The 24,240-nt window shown below is 43.3% G+C and carries 20 protein-coding genes; 19 read left to right on the top strand and 1 reads right to left on the bottom strand.

Going from position 1 to position 24,240, the window contains the following annotated elements; all coding sequences use genetic code 11:
• Nucleotides 1-129 precede the first annotated feature (129 nt).
• From ABE504_RS14270 to ABE504_RS14195, 16 genes are all read left to right on the top strand, one after another.
• Nucleotides 130-3,405 (top strand): DUF5695 domain-containing protein, encoded by a 3,276-nt coding sequence (locus ABE504_RS14270; RefSeq protein WP_430089493.1) that lies wholly within the window; start codon nucleotides 130-132, stop codon nucleotides 3,403-3,405.
• A gap of 225 nt (nucleotides 3,406-3,630) precedes the next feature.
• A complete protein-coding gene (locus ABE504_RS14265; protein WP_430089490.1) occupies nucleotides 3,631-5,721 on the top strand; it encodes a methyl-accepting chemotaxis protein in 2,091 nt (696 codons plus the stop codon).
• Nucleotides 5,722-5,797: 76 nt separating this feature from the next.
• Nucleotides 5,798-6,820, top strand: coding sequence for a hypothetical protein (locus ABE504_RS14260; protein ID WP_430089488.1), 1,023 nt, complete (start codon nucleotides 5,798-5,800; stop codon nucleotides 6,818-6,820).
• Entirely contained in the window at nucleotides 6,817-8,061 is a 1,245-nt protein-coding gene (locus tag ABE504_RS14255) for an AMP-binding protein (protein WP_430089485.1), read from the top strand. The genes ABE504_RS14260 and ABE504_RS14255 overlap by 4 nt, the downstream gene beginning before the upstream one ends.
• Before the next feature lie 8 nt (nucleotides 8,062-8,069).
• Nucleotides 8,070-8,333, top strand: a complete 264-nt coding sequence (locus ABE504_RS14250; RefSeq protein ID WP_430089482.1) for a phosphopantetheine-binding protein — start codon at nucleotides 8,070-8,072, stop codon at nucleotides 8,331-8,333.
• Between the two features lie 43 nt (nucleotides 8,334-8,376).
• Entirely contained in the window at nucleotides 8,377-8,655 is a 279-nt protein-coding gene (locus ABE504_RS14245; protein WP_430089479.1) for an acyl carrier protein, read from the top strand.
• On the top strand, nucleotides 8,652-9,614 hold the full coding sequence (locus tag ABE504_RS14240; RefSeq protein WP_430089476.1) for a DUF6005 family protein: 963 nt from the start codon (nucleotides 8,652-8,654) through the stop codon (nucleotides 9,612-9,614). The genes ABE504_RS14245 and ABE504_RS14240 overlap by 4 nt, the downstream gene beginning before the upstream one ends.
• A 79-nt stretch (nucleotides 9,615-9,693) precedes the next feature.
• Nucleotides 9,694-10,950, top strand: coding sequence for a glycosyltransferase (locus ABE504_RS14235; RefSeq protein ID WP_430089473.1), 1,257 nt, complete (start codon nucleotides 9,694-9,696; stop codon nucleotides 10,948-10,950).
• Between the two features lie 2 nt (nucleotides 10,951-10,952).
• Nucleotides 10,953-12,713, top strand: coding sequence for an ABC transporter ATP-binding protein (locus ABE504_RS14230; protein WP_430089470.1), 1,761 nt, complete (start codon nucleotides 10,953-10,955; stop codon nucleotides 12,711-12,713).
• A complete protein-coding gene (locus ABE504_RS14225) occupies nucleotides 12,710-14,290 on the top strand; it encodes a class I adenylate-forming enzyme family protein (protein WP_430089467.1) in 1,581 nt (526 codons plus the stop codon). The genes ABE504_RS14230 and ABE504_RS14225 overlap by 4 nt, the downstream gene beginning before the upstream one ends.
• Complete coding sequence (locus tag ABE504_RS14220) at nucleotides 14,274-14,537, top strand: acyl carrier protein (RefSeq protein WP_430089465.1); 264 nt, start codon at nucleotides 14,274-14,276, stop codon at nucleotides 14,535-14,537. The genes ABE504_RS14225 and ABE504_RS14220 overlap by 17 nt, the downstream gene beginning before the upstream one ends.
• Nucleotides 14,534-15,727, top strand: coding sequence for a hypothetical protein (locus tag ABE504_RS14215; protein WP_430089462.1), 1,194 nt, complete (start codon nucleotides 14,534-14,536; stop codon nucleotides 15,725-15,727). Before ABE504_RS14220 ends, ABE504_RS14215 begins: the two co-directional genes overlap by 4 nt.
• Before the next feature lies 1 nt (nucleotide 15,728).
• The gene (locus tag ABE504_RS14210) at nucleotides 15,729-16,676 is read left to right on the top strand and encodes a hypothetical protein (RefSeq protein WP_430089459.1); all 948 of its coding nucleotides are present in this window, start codon (nucleotides 15,729-15,731) and stop codon (nucleotides 16,674-16,676) included.
• The gene (locus ABE504_RS14205; RefSeq protein ID WP_430089456.1) at nucleotides 16,657-17,529 is read left to right on the top strand and encodes a sugar phosphate isomerase/epimerase family protein; all 873 of its coding nucleotides are present in this window, start codon (nucleotides 16,657-16,659) and stop codon (nucleotides 17,527-17,529) included. The genes ABE504_RS14210 and ABE504_RS14205 overlap by 20 nt, the downstream gene beginning before the upstream one ends.
• A 10-nt stretch (nucleotides 17,530-17,539) precedes the next feature.
• Entirely contained in the window at nucleotides 17,540-18,655 is a 1,116-nt protein-coding gene (locus ABE504_RS14200) for an aminoacyl--tRNA ligase-related protein (RefSeq protein ID WP_430089453.1), read from the top strand.
• A gap of 13 nt (nucleotides 18,656-18,668) precedes the next feature.
• Nucleotides 18,669-19,628: an LLM class flavin-dependent oxidoreductase gene (locus ABE504_RS14195; RefSeq protein WP_430089451.1), complete on the top strand. Its 960-nt coding sequence runs from the start codon at nucleotides 18,669-18,671 to the stop codon at nucleotides 19,626-19,628.
• A gap of 114 nt (nucleotides 19,629-19,742) precedes the next feature.
• On the opposite strand, the gene ABE504_RS14190 is transcribed toward ABE504_RS14195, so the two are convergent.
• The gene (locus ABE504_RS14190) at nucleotides 19,743-20,615 is read right to left on the bottom strand and encodes an AraC family transcriptional regulator (RefSeq protein ID WP_430089448.1); all 873 of its coding nucleotides are present in this window, start codon (nucleotides 20,613-20,615) and stop codon (nucleotides 19,743-19,745) included.
• Nucleotides 20,616-20,762: 147 nt separating this feature from the next.
• Here ABE504_RS14190 and ABE504_RS14185 point away from each other — a divergent pair, with 147 nt between their 5' ends.
• The 3 genes from ABE504_RS14185 to ABE504_RS14175 are packed head-to-tail and all read left to right on the top strand — an operon-like array spanning nucleotide 20,763 to nucleotide 24,208.
• A complete protein-coding gene (locus ABE504_RS14185; RefSeq protein ID WP_430089946.1) occupies nucleotides 20,763-21,842 on the top strand; it encodes a glycoside hydrolase family 88/105 protein in 1,080 nt (359 codons plus the stop codon).
• Nucleotides 21,832-22,851 carry an NAD(P)-dependent alcohol dehydrogenase gene (locus ABE504_RS14180; RefSeq protein ID WP_430089445.1) on the top strand — a complete coding sequence of 340 codons (1,020 nt, stop codon included), beginning with the start codon at nucleotides 21,832-21,834 and terminating at the stop codon, nucleotides 22,849-22,851. The genes ABE504_RS14185 and ABE504_RS14180 overlap by 11 nt, the downstream gene beginning before the upstream one ends.
• Before the next feature lie 34 nt (nucleotides 22,852-22,885).
• Complete coding sequence (locus ABE504_RS14175; protein WP_430089442.1) at nucleotides 22,886-24,208, top strand: ABC transporter substrate-binding protein; 1,323 nt, start codon at nucleotides 22,886-22,888, stop codon at nucleotides 24,206-24,208.
• Nucleotides 24,209-24,240: the final 32 nt, after the last annotated feature.

Here is a 24,240-nt window from a genome sequence, read left to right as displayed (position 1 = left end):
AAAACTCATGTGTTTTCAAAAAATAATCCACTAAACTATTTTTTTTACAATATAAAATGATAGCGCTTTCGTTTATGATTTGTTTACCGTCATGAAATTGATGGAAATTTTATTAAAGGAGGGAGTTATTTGTACAAAACAATGCTAGCAAGCAAGAGAGGTCTAGCCATAACCTTAAGCGGTGTGATGGCCTTGATCAGTGTATTCAGCACTCCAACGGTCTCACATGCAGCAAGTACGTACACACTTCAGTCAAACAGTTTTAAGGTAGATGTTGATCAAGCAACAGGGGGGATTTTCAACTTATCCAATCCAAGTGATTCAACCGGTACCAACTTTGTAATGAACCCAACCCTGCGTTCGGCATTTAATGTGAATGACTCGCGTTGGGTCGGTGACATGGTATTCCGAGTCCGACCAAGCGGAGCATCTGCCGGTACACCGATGGTTACAAGCCTGTCCGACGATATACGTTCGGTGACTGCCGGTACTTCCGACGTGACCGTCAAGTATTCAGGAACAGCTGCGAACGCAGCGGGGATCAAAAACTTCGAACTCAGTGAGAATTATTCCCTCGGCGGCACGAATGGTACTCAATTGAACTGGAACATCACGTTGAAAAACACATCATCCACTGCGCTTGAATTCGAAGATGTTGGTCTGCCGTTCCTCATGAATTCATGGTGGAATGGCGGCAATCAAACCGGCATCTATGAGCAGAACGTCGCGCGTCACTCATTCGTGGCAGATGACGGTTCTTACATGTACTGGCAGCGCCCCAATGGCATAGGTCCATTCCTCGTCATGATTCCGCAGTCGGGGACATCGCTGGAATTCAAGAACAAAGCGCACTATAACGAGGGGCCTTTTGCCGAGGTTGACCCGTCTTGGGAAGGTCTTGTTGAGTACTATATTCACTCAAAGAATGTTTCGGTGGAGCGAGCGAGCAAGTCAGCACAGTATCTTCCGGCAACCTCACTGACACTCAACGCCGGTGCTTCCAAAACATATGGATTCACTTTCCGTTGGGCGAATGACTACAACGAGCTGCGTAATGTGCTCTACGACGCAGGTGTGGTCGATACGATCTCGCTTCCTGGCATGGTAATCCCGACTGACCAGAAGGCGACATTAGCAGTCCGAGCAAAGGATGGTATCAATAGCGTCACAGGTGAAAGCGGAAAAAACATTACGGTTAGCTCGCTTGGCGTTCGCAACGGCTACAATATCTACGAGCTGACCATGCCGACGCTCGGAGCGCAGAAGGTAACCGTAACATACGGCGGCAGTCGGCAATCAGTTCTTCAGTATTACGCCATAGAACCGATCGAGACGCTGATCAATTCACATGCTAATTTCCTTGTTACCAAACAGCAAGCAAAGAATACCAAAGGATATAACGGCGCTTTCTTACAATGGGATATGTCCCGGCAATCTCTCATTAGTTGGGACAATTACCCGGGTGGCGGCTGGAAGGAATGGATGGCCGGAGGATCGGATGACCTCGGTCTCTCGCCAGCGCTCTACCTCGCGGAGAAAAATCTTGTTGCACCGAATCAGACGGAAATTAGTTCTATCGATTACTATATTAACAACTTCATCCTAGGTTATATGCAGAATAAGCGCGACGCTAGTGGCAACCGCACCTGGCAGGTCTACCGCTGGTACGATGGCGCTGACTCTACGCCAACTGACCAGGGTGTATGGCGTGCTTATAATTACATGCATATCGCAAATACCTATTATACGATGTATAAGATTAAGAAAGCATTTCCATCTATGACGACCAGTTTCACGGCGCCGCAGTATCTCGACATGGCTTACCAGACGCTGTATGCCATGTACACGAAGATCCCCGCTTCGAATCCTTTAGGCGATGCCGCACACCAGTTCGGCCTGATGGGAGAGTCGACCTACACCGAGCTGCTTGCTGACCTGCACACAGAGGGAATGGGTGGCCAAGCTGGGAATCTGCGTACTGAAATCCAAAAGAAACGCGATTATATGTTTGCTGAGGCCTACCCGTTTGCCTCAGAAATGAGCATTGACACGACAGGCTTTGAGACTTCCTATACACTCGCGAAGATGTACGGCAACACGTCACTTGCTGCCAAGGTGCAGAATGCTTCTCTTGCTGCAAGGGGACTTCAGCCGCTGTGGTACTTCATGGGCTCGGACAATAGGCACATGGGCGAGTCCTGGTGGAACCTGGGCTATGAAACTCAACTCGGGGCTTGGCAGCAGCAAGACTATCTGACCACTTACGGAAGTGTTGGCAGCACGGACTTCGACGAGCAGATGCGCTCAACTAACAGCGCTTACAATGCAGGCTGGGCTAACATCAACTCCGGACAGATCAGCAGCGCTGCTGCGAACTATGGTGCAGCGAGCTGGCAATTCCAGAGCGAGAAAGGGTCCGCTGCCAACTACAGCTACATTCCGCTTGTGAATGGCTGGTGGGCTTGGTCGGGTGAAGCTGACCTCGGTTTCTGGGGCGGTTTGAAGACAGCTTCGGTTAATGTGGTTAACGACCGAGTTGTCGGGCTGTATGCTTACGACGGCCAAGTGAGCTTGGCGAATAATGTCTACACGATTACGCCTAAGGACGGCGTCCGGCAGCGGTTTACAATGTATAATCTGAATAAGCTGCATATGGAACTCGACAAGGCGCGCTATACAAAGGCGACTGTGAGCAGCGACCAGCGAGATGTTTCCTTAACGCTGCAGGCAGTCAGCGGCTCGACGCTATCACCGGATATTACGCTGACCTACCTTACAAACGGGAATTATGCGGTTACAGTCAATGGCGGCAGCCCGGTGCGTTACTTCACCACCACGGGTGAGCAGACGAAGATCTCATTGTCAAATATCCCTAACGGAGCTGTGGTTCGAATCTACGCGCTCAGCACGTCCAATCTCGGAGCGGAAATTGGCCCGTCAGCAACGCTTACGGCTAGCTACACCGCTTCTTGGAACAGCCTTGCCGCATTGAATAATGGTACTTTCGTAGCAAATGGCATGGATAACCAAGCTCAGCTGTGGGGGACGTACCGCTCCTCCAATCGTCCGGCGTCCGACACGGTCACTTATACTTGGTCCAGCCCGGTCACTGTGAAGGCTGCGAGTGTACGATTCTGGAACGATTCCGCTCAAGGCAGCGGAACAGGCGTCGCTCTGCCCGCAAGTTGGAAGCTTGAATACCTGGATTCCAGCAATGTCTGGCGGTCAGTCACCCTGAACACGGGTGAAACTTACCCAGTGAACGAAGGAGGAGTGCACAGCACAGTCGGATTCTCCGCAGTGTCGGCAAAAGCACTGCGCGCTACGTTCTATGCCAGTGCATCTTCTAGTGGTGTCTACTCAGGAGTAGCTGCATCGGAGTTGGATGTCTACGCAGGTCCGTAACGCCTGCTGGACTTTCAATACGCAAGACACGAGTTCGGACGGCATTGCCGTCCGAACTCGTGTCTTTTAATAAAAAATATCCACCAATATTGAATATTTATAATTTCATAATGATAGCGGTTTCATTACAATTAATCTATCGTAGTCATGCAGGGAGGCTAATTTGTTTCCAAAGGGGCATGTAACATAAAATAAAGTCTGAGATACGAAAAGGTGGTACTGTACATGGAAATTGTCAAGCAGCTGAAAACACGCCCCTCATTACCGAATGCGCTTACACAAAAAAGGTGGTTCAGTTCTGTGGGAGTAAAGCTGTTTCTAGTTATTTTTGTAGGGATTCTCGTGTGCGTACTTATTGTGGGGATGTTCTCTTACTCGAAATCTAAGCGTATTATCGAAGAGAAGATGGCCGCTTCAAGTGCCGAGACGATTGCACAGGTTGCCAAACATCTCGATCTGGTATTCTCCCAATTTGAGGGGAAGACGATGGAATTCCTCACAGACACCCATTTACAGAACGATTATATGCTATTGGAAAAATCAAAGGATACCAGTATAAAGATAAATGCTATCAAAGAGATAGAGACGAAAATGTCAGAACTCATGAATAACGACGCTAACCTCTATGGGGCCGCCTTGATTCCCCTTCAGGACGAACTGATTGGAACAAGCGCGGGGAACAGTCAGATTAACTATACAGTGGCGAAGGATTCGGATTGGGTTAAACAAGCTAAGGAAGCGAATGGGCAAGTGATATGGCTTCCTGTTCAAATGAAAGGATTCAATGAAATTGGCGAAGCACCAACAATCGGGCTTGCCCGAGTCATCGTAAACGCTGCAAGCAACACCCCGTTATTTGTATTATTGCTTGAAGTTAGACTTGAGACGTTAGAAGATCAGCTAAGTGACATTACACTAGAGGAAGGCAGCAAGCTTCAAATCATTACTTCTTCGGGCTTAATCACCTATGCCAATAACAAAGAATTACTGGGAAAGAGCACTTTGGTAGCTATCCCTGGTAACGGTGAGAATTCATTGCAAGGTCAACTATATTATGAAACAGATTCAAAACAAATGCTTGGCATTTACCAGCAGTTCAAACATAATAACTGGAAATTGCTTGGAACTATTCCAGTTAGCTCGCTTGTACAAGATGCAAACCAAATTCGCAATTTGACCATTATCTTCTCAGGAGTTGCAGCTTTAATTGCTATCGGGATCGGAGTGTTAGTCATTCGGATGATCGTTATCCCGCTTGCGAGGCTGCGCAATTTAATGAACGAGGGAGAGAAAGGCAACCTAACAGTGCGATCCACCGTGAAGAGCAAGGATGAAATTGGCCAGTTGTCGCAGAGCTTTAATCAGATGATGATGCAGATTACAGCTTTGGTAGACCGTACAAACCATTCCGCATTGAGTGTTCTGGCAACAGCTGGTGAACTCTCGGAAGCTTCTAAGAAAACAGCGGCGAATGCCAAGGAAATAGCTTCAGTTACAGAGGAAATCGCCAAAGGTGCAGTGAGTCTGGCTATTGAGTCGGAGCATGGAAGTGAACTTACAGGGGATATAGAGAATCGAATGCAGGGGGTGATTGCCGCCAATGACATAATGGGCTCTTCTGCATCGGAAGTAGAGGTAGCCAGCCAGACAGGTACCCTTCATATGTCAGCATTGATTGAAAAGACGGGCATTACCGAAGAGATGACCCGGAGCATGCTGATGAAAGTCGATTATCTGAAGGAGAGCACACACTCGATACACCAAATCTTGGATGTGCTCAGCAATCTAACGAAACAAACAAACATTCTCTCTTTAAATGCGTCGATTGAAGCGGCGCGTGCTGGAGCAGCAGGTAAAGGATTCATGGTCATCGCAGATGAAATTCGGAAATTGGCCGACCAGAGCCGGCAGTCCATTGGTGTAGTATCCCAGATTACAGCAACAATTCAGAACGGGATTGAAGAAACAATCGTCGTAATGTCTAGTGCACACCCTATTTTTAAGGAACAGATCACTTCCGTGAAGCAGGCTAATCAAATTTTCCATACGGTAAAAGAGCAGATGAATGAATTTGTTGATCATCTCGGAACTGTGTCAGATTCCATTAGTCAACTCGGACATACGCAAAATACGCTCTCCCTAGCCATGGGGAACGTTAGCGCAGTGGCGGAAGAGGCATCGGCGACATCGGAGGAAGTGGCCTCACTCAGCAGTGAGCAGTATAAAATAAGCGAAGATCTTGTTAAACTGTCCGATGAACTTGAAGCAGTCTCTAAGGACTTGATGGCCCAGTTGTCTAGCTTTCGCACCACTTGATCTAAATAAGCCTGAGGCTCAATTCGTCTATCGAACAAAGTTGCGCTATGACTATCCTCAAGAGGAGATGAATACTGTGACAAGAAAAATACTGCCCATGGGTCTGCATGATTATCGCACCTATCCCAATTGTTCCAATCTATTCAGTATGATTATCAACCATGAAGAGACATTGCCATGGATTAGTAACAATTTTATTCAAGTTGTTTACTTTTCCTCCCTGCAAAAATTGGATTATATCAACAAAACAGAATGTTTTTATGATCCGATTATGTTTGATTGTCCATGGTTAAATATACAAAGTACACACAGAGGGTTTATTGCGCACAAATGGGAAGGCAGTATCGTCAATTTCGTAATGGATAATATCGATTCAGGATATTATGTTTACTTTCTTGCCGACCAATTTTATATTAGCGAGTCTGACTCCTATCAAAAGAACGAGCACAATCATGATATGTTTGTTTATGGATATGATAAAGAACTTCGAAGGTTATACATTGCCGATAATATGAAGCAGGGCAAATACATACAAACAACTTGTTCTTTTGAAGAAATGGAGCAGGCTTATAAAAATGCAGACTTGTCGAAGGACTGGTTTGATCGCAGAGTATTCTCTTTTTCCTATAAGAAAGATCACTTTTCCGTATACCAAAAATATTTGAATTTTGATACCAGATTTGTTGTGGATTCGATTAGCAGATATATAAATTCGGTTACACCGGATTTGGATATTTGCCAAGAAAATATATATGGCATTAAAGTATATGAAGCCATGCAGGACTATTTAACCCGAATGAGTACGGGAGAAGTTGAACTTGATTTGCGCCCCATCTATTTTCTCCATGAGCACAAAAAGTTAATGTTATTGCGGATGCAATACATGTTGAACAATGGTTATCTGCGGAATCAGGAGATTTATGAGAGGTATGAAGAAATTAAAAAAATACATGAAGTTTGCTTAGGGCTCTTGATGAAATTTATTTACGCCCGCCAAGAAGCTCTAATTTTGAAAGTCAAAGATTTCCTAATACTTTCAGTAGCTAAAGAGAAAGAGATTTTAAGCGATTTAATAGCGGATGCAGTGGGGGCTACATGATTACTATTGATCGACAAGAGTTTACGCAGCATGATTTTTACTTGCGAATGAATGAACTCACGACACTCTCAGAGTATAAACAGTCGGAAGGGAAGCTATTCGCTATTTGTATGGAATCCCCCTTGGATATACTGTGTATTTTGCAGTTTTTGAAGAACAATTCAAGTTCTGTACTGTTACTGGTCGGCCAGACACCTTATGATCGAGCTGTAGAGCTTGCTCACAAGGCGAACAGCCATTATCTCGTTTACGGGCAATGGAACACGATTGTTCCAATAAAGGGGCATGTAAAGTTGAGGGAGCCTGCGCTTTATCAATATAGCTCTGGAACAACGGGCCAGCCTAAATTAATTGCACGAAGCTGGAGTGAGATAGACTTGGAGTTGAAAAGCTACAATGAGCGGGTTTCCTCCGAAGATGTACCGATTATTCTTGTGCCTGTTTCCCATTCCTACGGTCTAATTACGGGAGTCTTGGCCGCATTGCAGAGGGGAGTGCAGCCAATAATAGTTCAGAATAAGAACCCGAAGTTTGCCATTCATCTTATCGAGTCAAATAAGCGAAGTATTGTTTACGGTGTGCCTTTTTTCTATCAATTGTTTGAAAGCTTATCCAAAGAGCGGTTGACCTATTATAAGCTTATTAGTTCAGGAGCTCCCTTAAATGAACAACTGTTATCTCGTTTAATGCTATCAGCTGTAGAGGTCTGGCAGCAATACGGATGTACAGAAGCAGGCTGTATAGCTTTGGGCAATCAGCTTACCTCGCCTTCAGATGTTGGCGTCCCATTATCTCATTTACAAGTGACTATTATGGCTAACTCAGAAGCGGAGTCACTGCCGATGCCTGTTGATGAAATTGTGGTTTCAACAGGTAAGAGTGAAATATTTACAAAGGATCTTGGTTATAGGACGGAATCGGGTAAGTTGCATGTACTCAGCAGGATGGATGATCTCATTAATGTCTCTGGCTTAAAAGTGATCCCGGCTGAGGTTGAAAGTATAATAGGCAGGTTAGAGGGGGTAAGAGAAGTTGTCGTTCATAAAACCCAACATAAGGTGTGGGGTGAAGCTGTAAAAGCGTTAGTGGTTGCAGATGGCATTCAAATAGAGGCTGTAAAGGTTTGGTGCATACAACATTTGCCGCCTTACAAGGTTCCAAGTGTAATCGAAATCGTCACAGAAATACCCAAACTGCCGTCCGGTAAAGTGAGCCGGAAATTACTAGCTGAACAGGAGTGAATGATAGGATGGAACGCAATGAAATTATTGAAAAGATAAGGATTTTACTTGTCGAGAATTTGGAAATAAAACATTTGAATTCACTGAATGAAAAGGACCGTTTGTATGAGGACTTAAATGTGGATTCAATCATGGTGCTGCAGCTTATGGTGTACATTGAAGAAGCGTTTACGATTGTTATTCCAGAGGAAGATGTTGACCCGCTTGCGTTTCAAACCGTGGGTTCCTTGGTAAGTTTCATCCAAAGAATGCAGGGATTGACTCAAGAATAGATCACGATTAGGAAGTAACTATCTATCAAAGGAGCGATTGCAAATGCAAACTGGCGTAGAAGACAAAAAAAAGGAGATTATTGATTTTTTAAAAGGGAAAATTGCCGAAATTACAGGTCATCCTGAAATGAAACATGAAATTAAAAACGATGATCCGATAAAGGAAATGGGAATTGATTCGATAAAAATGGTTAACCTGATTGTTCAAATTGAACAGCATTTTGGTATTGCATTTGAAGATGAGGAGCTGGTGATCGATTTTTTTTCGACAGTAGCACTGTTTGCCAGCAGTATATTGGATAAGCTCGGAATTGATGCATGATTGAGGTCAAGCAAACGCACTGCTTTTTGGACTGTATTTCCTATATTATCCAAATGGAACGTCGATTTGACGAGCGGCCCCTTTATTGCGGGGTATGGAATGCACCGTTCTCTGTTTCAGAGAATGGCATTTCCTACTATTCCGACACGATTGGAATGGAAGGAATTTCAATTCAATTTAAGCTCCTTTATGGTACTTCAATAACTCCGATTCATAATTATAGGAAGAGTAAATCTGAGAATTATGTATCGTTCAAGAAGCATATGGCGGCTAAAACACAGAATCAGCACATGATTATATTGGTTGATCTTTATTATCTGCCATATCCCAATAAGTGTTATCAAGTCAGACACCGTCCGCATTTGTTGATCAGTCACCATTTTACTGAACATGGCTGCTTTCTTATCGATCCCTATTTCTCCTGGGAGGGTTATGTGAGTTTTGAGACGCTAGACCAAGCCTTTGCTTTCGAAAATTTATTGGTTATGGTTATGTTGGATACGAGTCAAATGCAGCAGCCTGAAGAATCGGTAATTGCTTCATGCATGAAGCAGCAGTTAGACCTATCACCGAGTCTACTGTATACCGAGATGATGGCTTTGATCGACAGGGTAGTATGCATAGGCAGCACATATGCACTCGACAGACTCTTCCCATTGGTTGAACAGGTATCTGTTCTTGCAAAGCGTTTTCATGGTTATGTCCATATATATTCTTTCTTAGCTCAAGCCCTCGATATACAAGTGAGCGACACATATTCAAAAGCCGATGAACTTGTACAGAAATGGGACAATATTGTTCTAGCGATTGTACGACTCGGCATTGTGGGAAAACACGCTGGGCTGATTACTTTGAAGGACAAATTGATGGCGATCTTGCAATTGGAGCTTGCGATCAAACAGGAATTATTGTTGTTGCAGGAGCAATGGGGAGGAATGTCACATAAAAGTCAAGTCTAAGCATCTGCGAATTGGCTATATTGATGGCCGCGCGAAACGCTTAAATGAGCAAGTCATCGATGGACAATGGACGCAATATTTGGGGGAATACGCAGAACTGGTGCCTATAGCGCCATTAAGCATCATAAGGCTATTTAATGGATCGGTTGAACGATGGTTAGATCGGCTGCCTCATTCATTGGACGCCTTGGCAGAGAGCTTAAGTGAGCTATGTCAGCATTATAAGATCAACTTGATATATTTCAATTTGCCTGGCTATATTCCATATATACTCATGGCACGGAGCTATGCAGGTTTAAATCTAGGCTTGCTGTTCCTGACCCATTCCGTTGGTTCGGAATATTGGTTAAAACATTGGATCAGTATAGCCCCATGGCTGTCTCATAAAGATGTTTTACTTTCGAGTACGGTATCCAGCCATCAGGCATTGCTGAATATTTCCCCTCGGTATCAGTTGGTCAAACTTATTCCACTTTGCATCGCTATGAGGAGTATACCCCCTACAAATAAGACAGCGGAAAAAGGGGAACTTAGGCATATTTTATCCATTGGCCGAATTGAGGATGTTAAGAACATTCATTTATTGCTGATTAGTTTTGCAGAAATGTGCAAAGTGATCCCGCAGCTGCATTTAACTATTGCAGGTGAATATACGGGACAAACGGCAGATCAGATTGCCGGCTATCGTAAGTTGCTGCATCAATTAGTTGCCGAATTGGAACTAGAAAAGCAAATTACTTTTAGTGGCCCCGTTAAAGATGAATTTAAAGATATGCTCTTTCAGCGATCTGAGCTTTTAATCAACTTGTCTACAGATCCAGGGGAAACGTTTGGATATAATTTGTTGGAGGCCAAAATATGGGGGATTCCTGTCATTTGCAGCAATTGGGACGGCTTTCAAGAAGTCGTTAGACACGGTAAAGATGGGTATTTGATCGATTGCGATTGGAGTCAAGATCAATCTGAGCCGCGGCTTAACCTTGATCAAGTTATCGCGTATTCCTTGCGCTTGCTTTTAAATCAGTCGCTTCACAAGAATTTTTCTAGAAATGCAAAAGAAGCAGCCTACGAATATGATTATAAAAGCATAATGCCCTGCATTATGAAAGAAGCATTGCAATCCGTTGAATGCACAGTTAAAGCGATGCCAGAGGCATCGGAGATTGCTCTGGCATCATGCATGGATTTGCCGGAAATATACCGAATTGAAAATTTGAAATCGTTGCCTTTTTCAAAGGTGCCTCTTTTATCCTTAGCAATTGATTCAAGTCGCGAACCAATAAGTACGTGGATAAGTAAGGCGAAGCCAATAATTAACCATTATGCGGGAGGATGACGATGAAAGTTATTCGATTATTTTTCAGATTAACACCATTTATAAAAAATAGATGGAAGCTCACCTCGTTTGCGTATATATGTTCAATTACCAGTGTAGCCTTAAATCTGATGCAGCCTATTATTCTTTCCTATTTGATTGATCACGTCTTAATTGATAAGGATCTTAAGTGGCTGTACCCCTTGTTAGGTATATCTATTGGCTGTGCAGGGCTTTCGGTGATTCTGAACATCATACGTTCCGCTACCTTCCGCTATCTGTGTATCCGCAATATTTTGGACATTCGCGATGTTATTCTTTCACATATTCGAAAAATTCCTTTAACAGAAATTGAGAAACACGGAGCCGGCAAGTTCGTCGCGATAATGGGAATGGATGCAGCGGTGATGGGGAATTTTCTAAATCATATCGTCGTCGAATTATCCACACAATGGTTTACGATGTTGTTTTCGATTACCCTGATCTTTTTTATGGATTGGCGGCTTGGCGTGATTGCCCTGATTAGTATCCCAATCTTACTGGCGATACCACGAATATTCTCCAAACCGATTAAACGATATGTAACGCATGTACGCAAGCATAATGAAGAGATAGGCACACATTTGTTTGAAAGTGTTGAAGGATCCAGGGAAATTCGTGCATTTGGTCTGGATGCCTGGGAAAAACGCAGAAATGATGTGATGTATGGCCAATTGGTTAAAGCCAGCACAAAAGAAACTTTATTTAATGTTCTTTCCGGGCAAATCGCTTTTTTCATTATTAGCTTGATCATTGTGTTTATTTATGGTTACGGAAGTCAACAAATCCAGGCAGGCGCTTTATCCATCGGAATGCTGGTAGCGGCTACTCAGTATTTGTATAATGTGCTAAATCCGATTCAGATTATGAATAATTATTTTGGTGAATTGCAAAAAGGGGAGGTTGCCATGCAGCGTATTGAGAGCTTCTTATTAAGTGACACAGAGCCTGCGGTCCAAATCGAAGCAAACCAAACCGTCAAGGTTAAACTTATGGAGCCCCTCATGATTTCTTGCCAGCGCATGGTTGTTGCCTATGAAGGCATCCCCCTACTCAATGGAGTTGATTTTACAGTTAACAGAGGACAGACCGCGGCATTTGTCGGTCGTAGCGGCTCTGGAAAAACTACGTTACTTAAAACGTTATTAGGCTTTATGCCCATTGATGAGGGTCGTTTATCCATAGGCAATTTACCCTATGAGCAGTGGTCTAGGCAATCCTTGTCCAAGCATATTGGAGTCGTTTTTCAAGAAAGCTATATATTCGCGGGCACCTTATTTGAAAATATTGCGCTCGGTAATTTGTCAGCTACGGAAGAAGAAGTTTACGAGGCAGCTTGTCAAGCTAACCTCCAATCATTGATAGATTCATTGCCGAATGGGTTGTATACCCCTATCGATCATAAGGGGTTTCAGCTTTCAGGCGGTCAACGTCAACGTATCGCGATCGCCCGGGTTATTTTGAAGAAACCAGACATTTTGATATTGGATGAGCCGACCGCTTCCCTGGATAGAGAATCGGAAGATCATGTCTTACAGGCATTAAAAAATCTCATGCAGGATAAGACGACATTGATTTCCACACATCGTATGGACACAATTGCAGCAGCGGATGTGATTTATGTGATGGATGCGGGGCGAATCGTCGATAGCGGAAGCCATGCAGAATTAATGAAGCGCAGTGGTTTGTATCAAACCTTGATTAGTAAAGAGGTTCAAATGAACAAGTTCGGGGTCAGCGTATGAAAACCGCAAATTTGGCTGAGTTTTTTAAACAGACGGCGCGCACAGACCGAGGCTGCTTATACATACAAGCAGGAGCATTAGAAAAACAATGGGTTTCTTACTACACGCTTTATCAACAGGCAGAATCCAGAGCAAAGCAGTTGGCGGCGTTATCTCTTCCACCGCGGTTTATTGCTGTACTCTGGATGGACCAGTCTCCTGCATCCATGGCGGCTTTTATTTCAGTTATTCTCGCGAATGGTATTCCCGTTCCTTTGCATCCCGCCAGTAAAGGTGAAGAAGCGGCAGCAATCATTCGCAAGCTGGAAGCTGAGATCGTTCTGCTTTCTGAAGTTCAGGTCCAGCAGATTCAAAGAATAGCATCTGAAGGAAGTGAAGAAGGTTCGTATCTCGGACCTATGTATTGGTTGGAGGGGGAGAGCGGAGAAAAATTAGATGCTTCTATACTATCTGCTGCTGGAAGCAGACGCCCGCGAGTCAGGCAGTATAGTCCGCCATCTCAAACGGCAGTCATTTTTATGTCCTCGGGTTCAACAGGGGTGCCGAAAGGTATTCTTTTAACCGAAAAGAACCTGCTGTCAAATGTGGAAGCCATTCAAGCCTATTTGCATATAACGGAGATGGATCATATTCTGTTAACCAAATCTATGGGCTATTGTTCGACGATTACAGGCGAATGGTTATTAGCATTGCTCACGGGGGCGAATTTACAGATGGCGGTTGGTTTTGCTCATCCCTTACAAATTGTTGGTCTTATTCGGGATCATCATTCCAGCTTCATGTGTACAGTACCATCAACGCTAATTCCGCTGCTTAAATTAAAGAAGTGGAATATTGATGCCCTCATAAGTTTGAAAAAGCTAATCATCGTTGGCGGTCAAATGCCAGCGGAACTGTTAGTTCAACTGCGTCGACTACTGTCATGGATTGAAATTATGCCTTGCTATGGTTTAACAGAGGCTTCTCCAAGAGTAAGTTATTTACCTGGTCATTCTTTGGCACTTAAACCGAACTCGGTTGGTATTCCTATTCAAGGTGTTGAAATTACGATTTACCTAAACGGACAGCCCAATCCCCCTGGAGAAATAGGGGAGGTTATTGTAAATGGCCCTAATCTCATGCTGGGGTACTACAATGATCCGATAAGAAGTGAGAAAGTATTGGCTGCGTACGGACTGAGAACGGCAGATATTGGATATTTGGACGAGGAAGGTTACCTGTTCATAACAGGCAGACTTGATAACGCATTGAATGTGGCAGGGCATAGCATTTATCCCGAATCCATAGAGCAAGTAATCTCCAATCATCCATGGATTCAGGAGGTGGCCGTTACAGGGATAGCTGATCAGGTTTGGGGACAATTGCCAATTGCTTATGTTGTTCCAACAGAGTCAGGAGCAGCGGAGCCGTCATTGCTGGAGGAGCTCTATCAATATTGCCAACAGCACTTGAGCTCAGTTCAACGTCCAAAGGAAATTATCCAGATTCAACAGCTGCCCAAACGGGTAAATGGAAAATTGGATCGTAGAAGGCTGCAATTCATAGTAAAGGAGCAAAGTGATGCAAGCACAGAATGAAGAAAACGTCAATCGTCTCGTACTTGAGATTATTTCACAAATAACCAAGAGGAATGCACAAACGATTCAGTTAAACCATGTATTGGTTGATGACTTGGGCTTGGATTCCATACAGTTTCTAGAAATGCTTGCTGAGTTGGAGGATAAGTTTGGCTTTGAGCTGGAAGTGGATGATCTGCGTCCGGAGCTATTCCGCACGGTCAGCGCTGTAATTGAATTCGTAAAAGGTCAGGTGGTTGCACAATGACTCTGGCCAACTGCAATGACCGCTTGCAGGAGCTGACACATGAATTAGTGAGAAATTATCCTTATTATCATAAATGGAATTATCCCGGTGTTAGCTTTGAAGAGCTTCCAATCATCGATAAAGCTACTGTCAATGAAAGTCGTGACAGCCTTTGCCTGACTGATGCAGGTTCGTTACTGGAATCATTTACGTCGGGCAGCACCGGAATTCCCTTTCGGTGTATTAAAACAGAAGATGAGCAAATGAAGTTGTCGATGGCCATTCATAGGCACAGGCGAAAATGGGGTCTTCCCTTGCGGTACCGCTCTGTACTCCTCGGTGATACGATTTTCTCGCATCCCAGAATGGTGACGCATTTTGCTAATCAAATTATTAAAACCTCTCCGCATATGATTCAAGGCCGTTGTTCGGCGCTATATAAGATTGCAGAATACTTTTCCAAGAAGAGTGGCCTGCAAGTTCCCAGTTCTCTCTTATTCGTCCAGAATTGGGGGGAATTCTTACAACCTGCACAGAGAGCATTAATTGAATCCGTTTTTAGGGTGCCTTTGCTGGACTATTATGGAATGGAAGAGATGTGGCTAATCGCATTCAGTAATAAGCAAGGCCAACTGGAAATTGATGAACAGTTCGTCCACCTGGAAATCATAGATCCTCACACGGGGCAATGTCTTGATGCGGGAGAATATGGTGATATCGTTATTACATCTTATGCGATGAAGAGTTTGCCGTTTGTCAGGTATCGTTCAGGCGACATAGGGAGAGTTTTGTATGACCCTGCTACAAAAAAGAAGATTTTAGAACTGATGCCCTTTCGAACATCACAAATTAAATTACCTGACCGAACTGTCGATTCCTCCATTTTTCGATATTTCGACGCCTTTTATCAGCAGTTGGCTGTAGATATGCAAATTAAACAATTTCAGATGATTCAAGTAAGTTACACGTCTTTCCGCTTGGTTGTTGCAACCGAAGGCTACCATAAGGAAAAATTAGATGCTGCAACGAAGCAACTAGAAGCGTTGCTGAAACAGACGCTATTCACCAATGAAGTTAGCATCAGCATTGAATGCGTGAAACAGATATCTCCCCATCCCGTCAGTGGAAAATGTCAGCCGTTTGTAAGCATGATAATGGATACCACTTATGATGCTAATGGAAAGATTTATTCGGAAGGAGGCCGTCCATAAAGTGAGCTACAGAGCGACTCCGGAAAATATTATTCATGTAGCACCTATGGAATGTGCGGCCTCTTGCATTATGACCGCATTAAACATAGCAGGGTTAAATTATCGTTTTTATCTATTAAGCTATTGGAATTTAAATTATTATGCGAAGAATCTACTTTCTGGAGAAGTAAATATCATGCGCAATCATTTGCTCTATGCATATGGCACTCAAATTAAATGCCACAACGGAAATGCTTATGATCTTATCCAAGCCATGGAGCAAGAGCAACTGGTTATGTTTGCTTGCCAAGCTTCCAAGCTGCGCTTCTTCCCTGAGAAGTTTACAGGCCATGAAGCGAACGGGTTTCAGCACTTTATTCTGCTCTACGGGTATCAAGCGGAGTCCAATCGTTTTTTAGTCATTGACCCGATCGCTGATTTCATTGGGGAGATTACAGAAAGCGAATTAAGGGATTGTGCGTTAAAAGAAACCGAGTTTATCTATTATTCGCTCTCATTCCCACAATCCTTCGAGCAGCCAAGCGTTAGCCAAATATTCAAACGGGAATCACAAATTAATGCAGATAAGTATACGGGAGAAAAGGCTTTTCATTTATTCATTGCCGATTTAGAGGCATTGCCATCATGGAGTCAGCAGGAGCGTGAGACTTGGATTAATCAGAATAACATCACGATCACAACCATAGTTAAAATGCGCAAAATGATTTGGCAAAGCTATTGCGAGCTGAATATGATGACAGCTACTGCGGTCCAAGCGGGACAGGAGTTGGTGGAAGGGGTTGTAAAATTATGGATGGCAGTTAATTTTTTACTGCTAAAGCTTAAAAAGAAGCAGAATGAAAAAAACATTATTGCGGCGATTGCTCAAAATCTGGAGACTTTGATAAGCAAGGAAAGAGAATGTGTGGAATTTATTAAATTAAAGGGAGATGAAGTTGTTGCGATATAACATTTGCTCAATTTCTTTCCGACACGGGTTGGTTTCCTTCCGTGATTTGGTTAGGTTTGCTCATCAAACCGGCTTTTCAGGGATTGAACTCTGGGGAGTGCACGCCAAATCAATGTTAGAGACCAATCCACTAGAGGTAACTCGGATGGTTACAGAGATGCATCAGCATCATATCGGCGTCTCCATGATTAGCGATTATGTTGATTTATTGGGCGTACCTGATAAATTTGCTGAGACAGAAAGCAAATGGCATACATTGATTAGGCTGGCTAGACTTTTTCAAACTGATAAAATTCGAATATTTGCAGCCAATAAATCAAGTAAAAGCGCATCAGCAGAAGAGTTGGAACTTTGTATCTTGAGATTGAAAAGATTAGCAAGTTTATCCTCCAATTACGGTATCTACACCCTTGTTGAGACACACCCGGAAACCTTTGCTGACACGTTGGATTCCACCTTACACCTTGCACAACAGGTTGAACATCCATTTTTGCGTATCAATTTGGATTTTTTGCATATGTGGGAGGCGCATTGCGACCCGCTTGAGGCCTATGAGAAGCTTATGCCTTGGACATCCAACTTTCATTTGAAAAATGTGAGAGGTCGTCACTTGTTAGAAGTATTTAAACCCGAAAATGTGTATTCGCCAAGTGGACGGACGGACGGGATGGTTATGCTGGCAGACGGAGTCGTTGATTATAAGCCCATTATAGCTGCTCTTAAACAAAGTAAAACGCAGCATTCTATTTCTTTAGAATGGTTTGGCAAGGATCCATTCAACTGTTTGAAAAAAGAGCTGATATGGCTAAAGACGCAAGAATTGGAAGTTAATCAAGCCAATCTGTATTCATGAAGGAGTCAATATGGAGAAAAAATATGCTACTCAAGGAATATTAACTGCGATGCAAGCAGAATCGTTGGTTTCCAAATTGATGTACAGTGTAGAGGGAATTTCAAATTGTTATCTGGATACAGATAGTCAAGAAATTGTTGTTCACACATCAGTCGAATGTGATCTGGCTTTACTAGAGAATACGATAGGTCAAATGATGGAGTGGGAGAAACATCATCGCATTATAAAGCCGCGTATGTATAAAGAAAGTGAAACAAGCTTAGGAATCAACAGAAAGCTTTTTGATGTGGATGACGTTTTCGTGGAGGATGGTTCGATACGGCGAAATTTTGCTGTGCAGCTGTTTGAAAAATTGGACACTCTGTTTCTAAAGCTTGCCTATCGTCACGAAGCCAAGCTTCGAAAATATCCTTCCATGATTCCATTACAAACACTTGATAAATGCAAATATATAACCTCGTTTCCACAGAATATTCATCTTGTTTCCGAGATTCCACATCAATTGGAAGTATTAAAGCAAGTTAAGGAGAAGCAACAGATAGATGAAATCGCAAGACTCAGCTCTTATGCTTTATCTCCGGCAGTATGCTTTCACTGTTATGAGGAATTGACAGGCAGCCGATTAGATCAGCCATTGGTCCTGACTGCGAATGGTACCTGCTATCGTCATGAAGCACCATGGCGCTTAGGAAAGCATCGTTTGAAGGAGTTCAGTATGCGAGAAATCGTAGTGTTCGGCGATGCTGAATATGTAGAGGCCTTGCGAAAGTTTTATATGGAAGAGGTTTGGGGGTTATTTGAATCCTTGGGCTTACAGGGGAAAATTGAGACGGCAAGTGATCCCTTTTATTTTTCTGAGGATGTTGCGAAGAGTCAACACCAGCTTATGGGCAATATGAAATATGAATTGATCGTCTCTTTGGGAACGGAGGCTTTTTCAATTACTTCCTTTAATCACATGAGCGACACGCTAACAAAGCCCTTTAATGTTTGTGATCGGGATCATAATTACTTAAATTCGGGCTGTATTGCATTTGGTATTGATCGTTGGGTATATGCCTTGCTAAGAACGTATGGTCCCGAGTTTAACCAATGGCCACAGGAAATCCAATCCCTGCTTTCTTAATTGGAGGAAGAAGATGACAGCTGTTGAAATCTATTCGGAAAGTCCCGTACACCATAAATTTAATAAATCCGTTTTAATGGAACATTGCATGTTATCACAAGAGCTGGATGAGTATTTATTTACGGGTTCATTGGTCTATTATGAGCATTTGTCGTTGGACCCATTTATCGCGGCTTCGTTTATCTTGCAAAATACCAAGCATCATATTCCATTAATTGCGTTACAGCCCTATACGTTACAACCGTTTACCGCTGCTAAGATTGTACATTCGCTTGCATCACTCTATCAACGGAAGGTGTATCTGAATATAGTTTCGGGACAAGTCTCTAGCGAGTTTGATGAGATTGGTGATCAACTGGGCAAAAACGAACGTTATCTTCGATTAATTGAATTCACACAAATTCTTCGTCTGCTCCTTAGCACGAATGAGCCGCTTACGTTTAATGGCCAATACTATCAGTATAAAAATCTAAGAATCAATAGTGCTCTCCCTTTGGAGCTGATGCCCAAAATATTTATTGCAAGCGGTTCATCATCTGCGGAAAGTCTCGACGCCGCAAGCAAAGTCGGAGATGTGCTAGTCAGCATGTCTACAAGTATGCATCAGTATCGTCAGCAGTTCTCCGAAGTGATTGCCGAGAAAAAGCTTGAATTGGGTATAAAGGTGAATATTATCGCGGGACAAACAAGAGAAGAGGCCCTATCTAAAGCAAAGAAGACGCATCAGTTTCGTGTTCGGGCTGTTACTAAATCTGTCATCAAGGACCGATTACAGCTGTCGGACGAAGAAAATGATATATTTTATCCGACTAATGGTGATAAAGGCAATGCACCGATGTGGATTGGCAGTTACGATCAAATTGCTCGGTATGTAAGCCAATATAGGGATTTGGGCGTTAAACACTTTATTATTCAGAATGCAAATAATGCAGCAATAGGTAAAGATGTCTACGAGATTTTCCGAGAAGAATAGAAGCTAATCGAAAAAATGCTCCCGGATGCAACTATACTGGGAGTATTTCTTGTTTAAAGTTACGTTTTTCCTGATTGAAGTTTATTCATTATGTCGCAGTGTACATTCTTGCTATTACTCATGTTTTCGATATTGTCGGGCATACTTCCCTGGGGATACCCCAACAGCTTTACTGAAGGTTCGAATAAAATGAGCATAATCGTTAAAACCACTGTCATAACAAGCCTGAGTTGTGGAGATGTCGTCTTGCTCCAATAGCTCCCGTGCCTTGATAATGCGCGTATTAACCAAATATTTATGAAAGGGGATGCCAGTTATTTCCTTGAACAACTGATTTAACTGGTGGCGATTGAGACCAAAGCGTTCGGACACATGTTCGGCATTTATTTCCTTATGGTAATGACCATTGATATACTCCATCACATTCGCCAAGACATGATGCGAAGTGGCGGATAGGGCTTGATCCGATTGAAATCCTTTTAAAAAGACCTCGTTGATGAAAATAAGAATTTCAACAAGCATAATTTTAACTTTGATTTCCCAAGCATAGGTATTTACGGCAGCCTGCGTCTCAGTTAACTGTCGATATAATGAAATTAGCTTAAGGCTTTCTTCCGGAGCGAGCTTCAAACAATGGATTCGTTTAGAATTATGCAAGCCAAAACAATCCAGGAGATTGGCGTTATTGGAACATAACGGCTGAATGTAGAGTGAATTGAAATAAAGGATAAATCTCTCGTAATGCTTGCGGTCATGGACAACGACTCGGTGTTGATCACTGGTACTTAGTAGAAAAAGATCGTTGGGAGAAACCGTGTAGCGTTGGTTGCCAATCCACATTTCAGCCCCTGGCGTAACCGCCAGATAAATTTCATATACGTTATGGAAATGATAATAGTTCATCTCCGTTTTATCCGTACCAGTCGTGTGTTCCAATAAAAGGTCGACATTATAGAGTTCTCTGATTTTTTTTAGCGTAGTATCCATCATTTTTCCCCTGTCTTAGTCGGTAGATTAAGTCTAATTAGGTTTTCACAAAAATGCAATAAACAGAATCAATATTGCAATATTATTTTTTGAGCCCTCGATATAATAAATTCAAGGTTCATAAATCGAAGGGAATTAGGTGTGAAAATGAAAAGAAATGACTTGTTGAGTTTGTTTGAAAAAGTGTCTTATAGAATGCAGAACTTAGAAAATGAGACAGGGGTCAGTGAAGTTTGTCCAATCAGCATTATCGATATGGGGACATGGGAATGGGCGCAAGGCGTCGGCTTATATGGTATGCAAAAGTATTATGCAGAAACTAAAAATCAGAATGTTCTCGACTTCTTAACGGGGTGGTTTGAGTCCAACATTCAAAAAGGGTTGCCTGAAAAGAATATTAACACCGTTTGTCCTCTGTTGACTCTAACGTATGTTTATGAGTACACACAGGATAAGAGGTACCTGGATATTTGTAAGGAATGGGCGGAGTGGGTCCTGCACGATATGCCTCGCACAGAGGAGATGGGGCTGCAGCATATCGTATCCGGCGTAGAAAACGACGGTCAGATATGGATTGATACGCTCTTTATGACGGTTCTTTTTATGGCGAGAATGGGTAAGCTTCTGGGAAGACAGGATTATGTGGCAGAGTCGATCCGACAATTTTTACTGCATGTTAAATATTTAACTAATAAAAAGACAGGGCTGTTCAATCACGGCTTTGATTTTAACGGACGACACAGCTTTGGCGAAATTCAATGGGCAAGAGGAAACAGTTGGTATACCTCTGGCGTGGTCGACTACCTGGATCTCTTAGGGGAAGAACATCAAGGGGTCAAAGGGTTCTTGGTAGATACACTGCTAGCTCAAATCAAAGCCTTAGAACACTATCAGCATGAAAATGGCATGTGGCATACGTTGATTATTGACCGCGAATCTTACGTGGAGGCATCCGCTACAGCAGGCTTTGCCTATGGCATCTTGAAAGCGGTTCGAATGGGCTATATTCCTGACAAATATCGAGAATGCGGCATGAAGGGTCTGAATGCTATTTTAGAGAGAATATCTGAAGATGGTACGGTAACTGAGGTTTCCTACGGTACGGCGATTAGCGACAGCTTGGAGGATTACAGAGTTGTGCCCATTTGCCCGATGACTTATGGCCAGGCATTAACGCTCTTGCTTTTAACGGAAGCCTTGAAATTGGAGGATCTGTATGGGAATTAGGAATCGAAAAGCATACCTGGACGCGGACCATCAATTTACTGTCGTAGAAGAGGAAGTTCCGACACCGAAACCTAATGAAGTCTTGGTTAGGATTAAAGCGAATGGCATCTGCGGATCCGATATTCATTTTTACCTTGAAGGAAGATTAGGCAATTTTATTGTGGAACAGCCTTACGTGCCAGGGCACGAATCCAGTGGGGTTATTGAAGCTGTGGGGAGCGAGGTAAAAGGTCTAACGATAGGCGATCACGTGGTGATTGAGCCCGGGATACCTTGTGGGGGCTGTGGCTATTGCAAATCCGGTCGGTACAATTTGTGTCCTGATGTTGTCTTCTTGTCGGCGCCACCGGTTAACGGTACTTTCTGTGACTACATGACGATCCGGCATGATATGGTATTTCGCATTCCTACAACGCTGTCATTTGAAGAAGCGGCATTAGTCGAACCTGTCGCAGTTGGGATCCATGCTGTCAATCGAGCAAGATTTAACCTTGGTGCAACAGCCATTATCATTGGCGCAGGTCCAATAGGTCTACTTACTGCACAAGCGTTTAAAGCCGCGGGTGGCGGAAAAGCCATCTGTGTAGATTTCAATGAATCAAGGCTTGAATTGGCTAAGAAATTAGGAATTGATGGGGTTGCACGCCCAATGGATGAAAGTCTAGAAGGAGCTGCAGATGTTGTTTTTGAAACCGCGGGTGCCAAGACAGCGACTTCTTCAACGTTTAAGTATTGCCGCCCCGGTGGGTGTGTGGTGCAGGTAGGCTGGCCCGGTGGGAATATCGTAGACATGGATATCGCAACCTTTTTAGAAAAGGAATTGGATTATGTTGCTGTGAATCGTTATGCAAACGCATTCCCAGTCGCGATCCAGTGGATTTGCGAAGGAAAAATCAATGTCAAGGATCTGATCACCATTTATTATTCCCTAGATCAAATTGGTCAAGCATTTGCGTATACTAGTCAGCATCCAAATGAGGTCGTAAAGACTGTAGTTGTTAATGCGTAATTAGACTCAAAAAAGCGAAACGAGGATGAAATGAATGATGAAGAAAGCTTTGGTTGTGGCGACCCTTTCTACTGCACTCTTGATGAGCGGATGCTCTGCCGGCGGGAAAAGTACCGACATGAAAGCTGCGGCGAGTAGTGAAAGCGGTAAAAAAGTAGAGCTTCGGATGACCTGGTGGGGATCTTCAACTCGCCATGACTTGACGATGAAAGCATTGAAGTTGTTTGAACAAAAGCACCCTGAGGTTACGATTAAAGCGGAGTATTCGGGATACGACGGCTACTTTGATAAATTATCTACCCAAGTAGCGGGAGGGAATGCCCCTGACTTAATTCAAATGGATTACGCATTTCTGACGGACTATGCCAAACGCGGGGCTCTCTTAGACTTGGGGCCATACGTGCAAAGTAAGGCACTTAAAACGGAGAATCACGATGCAACCATGCTAAAAGCGGGTTCGGTTGATTCTAAGTTATATGCGATCACGTTAGGAGTCAACGCCCTAGGCGTTGTCTATAATGCCAATGTGTTTAAGGAAGTGGGAGTCGAAGAGCCGAAAGAAAGTTGGACATGGAAAGAGTTCAGTGATACCGCGGTGAAAATTGCGCAAGCGAAGGGGAAGGGGTACTACGGTTCAACAGATATTTCAGGTACAACGAATATTTTTGAAATGTTGGTTCGTCAAGACGGGAGAGCGTTGTTTGACGGCAATAAGCTAGGCGCGTCTGCGGAAGATTTTACATCCTGGTATTCCATGTGGGATGAGTTGCGTAAGAACCGTGGGATCACTTCAGCGGAGGTTACAGCTGCCATGTCGAATGCGCTTGAGACTCGCCCGCTTGCTCTGGGAACGGCTGCCATGGATGTTGTCTGGTCCAATCAAATTATTGCCTTTCAAAAGGCCATGAAAAATCAAAGTGATACCCTCAAGATTCAAGTGGTTCCTCATTTGACCGGGGAGAAGAAGATCGGGGAATATTTAAAGCCGAGCATGTTCATTTCGGCCAGTGCGAAGTCGGCACATCCAAAAGAATCGGCTATGGTAATTGATTTCCTCGTCAACGACCCGGAAGCTGCCCAAATCCTTGGTTCTGAACGAGGCATTCCCGTTAACTCTCAAATTAGAGAACAATTGAAACCATCTCTCTCGCCAACTGATAAGAACGTATTTGACTTTATTGATAACGTTTCTAAGCATTCCAGCGATATTGACCCGCCATATCCTCAAGGTTACGCGGAAATTGATAAGAACTTTAAGACGGCAAGTGAGAAAATCTCGTTTGGACAAGACAAGATTGAGAATGTTATTAGTCAGTTTACGAGCAACACCAATACGATTTTAAGCAAAAACAAATAATGAAGCAGCTTTTTAGGACTAATCGTCATGCG

Source organism: Paenibacillus oryzisoli, assembly GCF_050467285.1.
GTDB lineage: Bacteria > Bacillota > Bacilli > Paenibacillales > NBRC-103111 > Paenibacillus_E > Paenibacillus_E oryzisoli_A.
The sequence above is the reverse complement of the archived record's forward strand: the minus strand, read 5'-3'. Positions and strand labels throughout refer to the sequence as shown.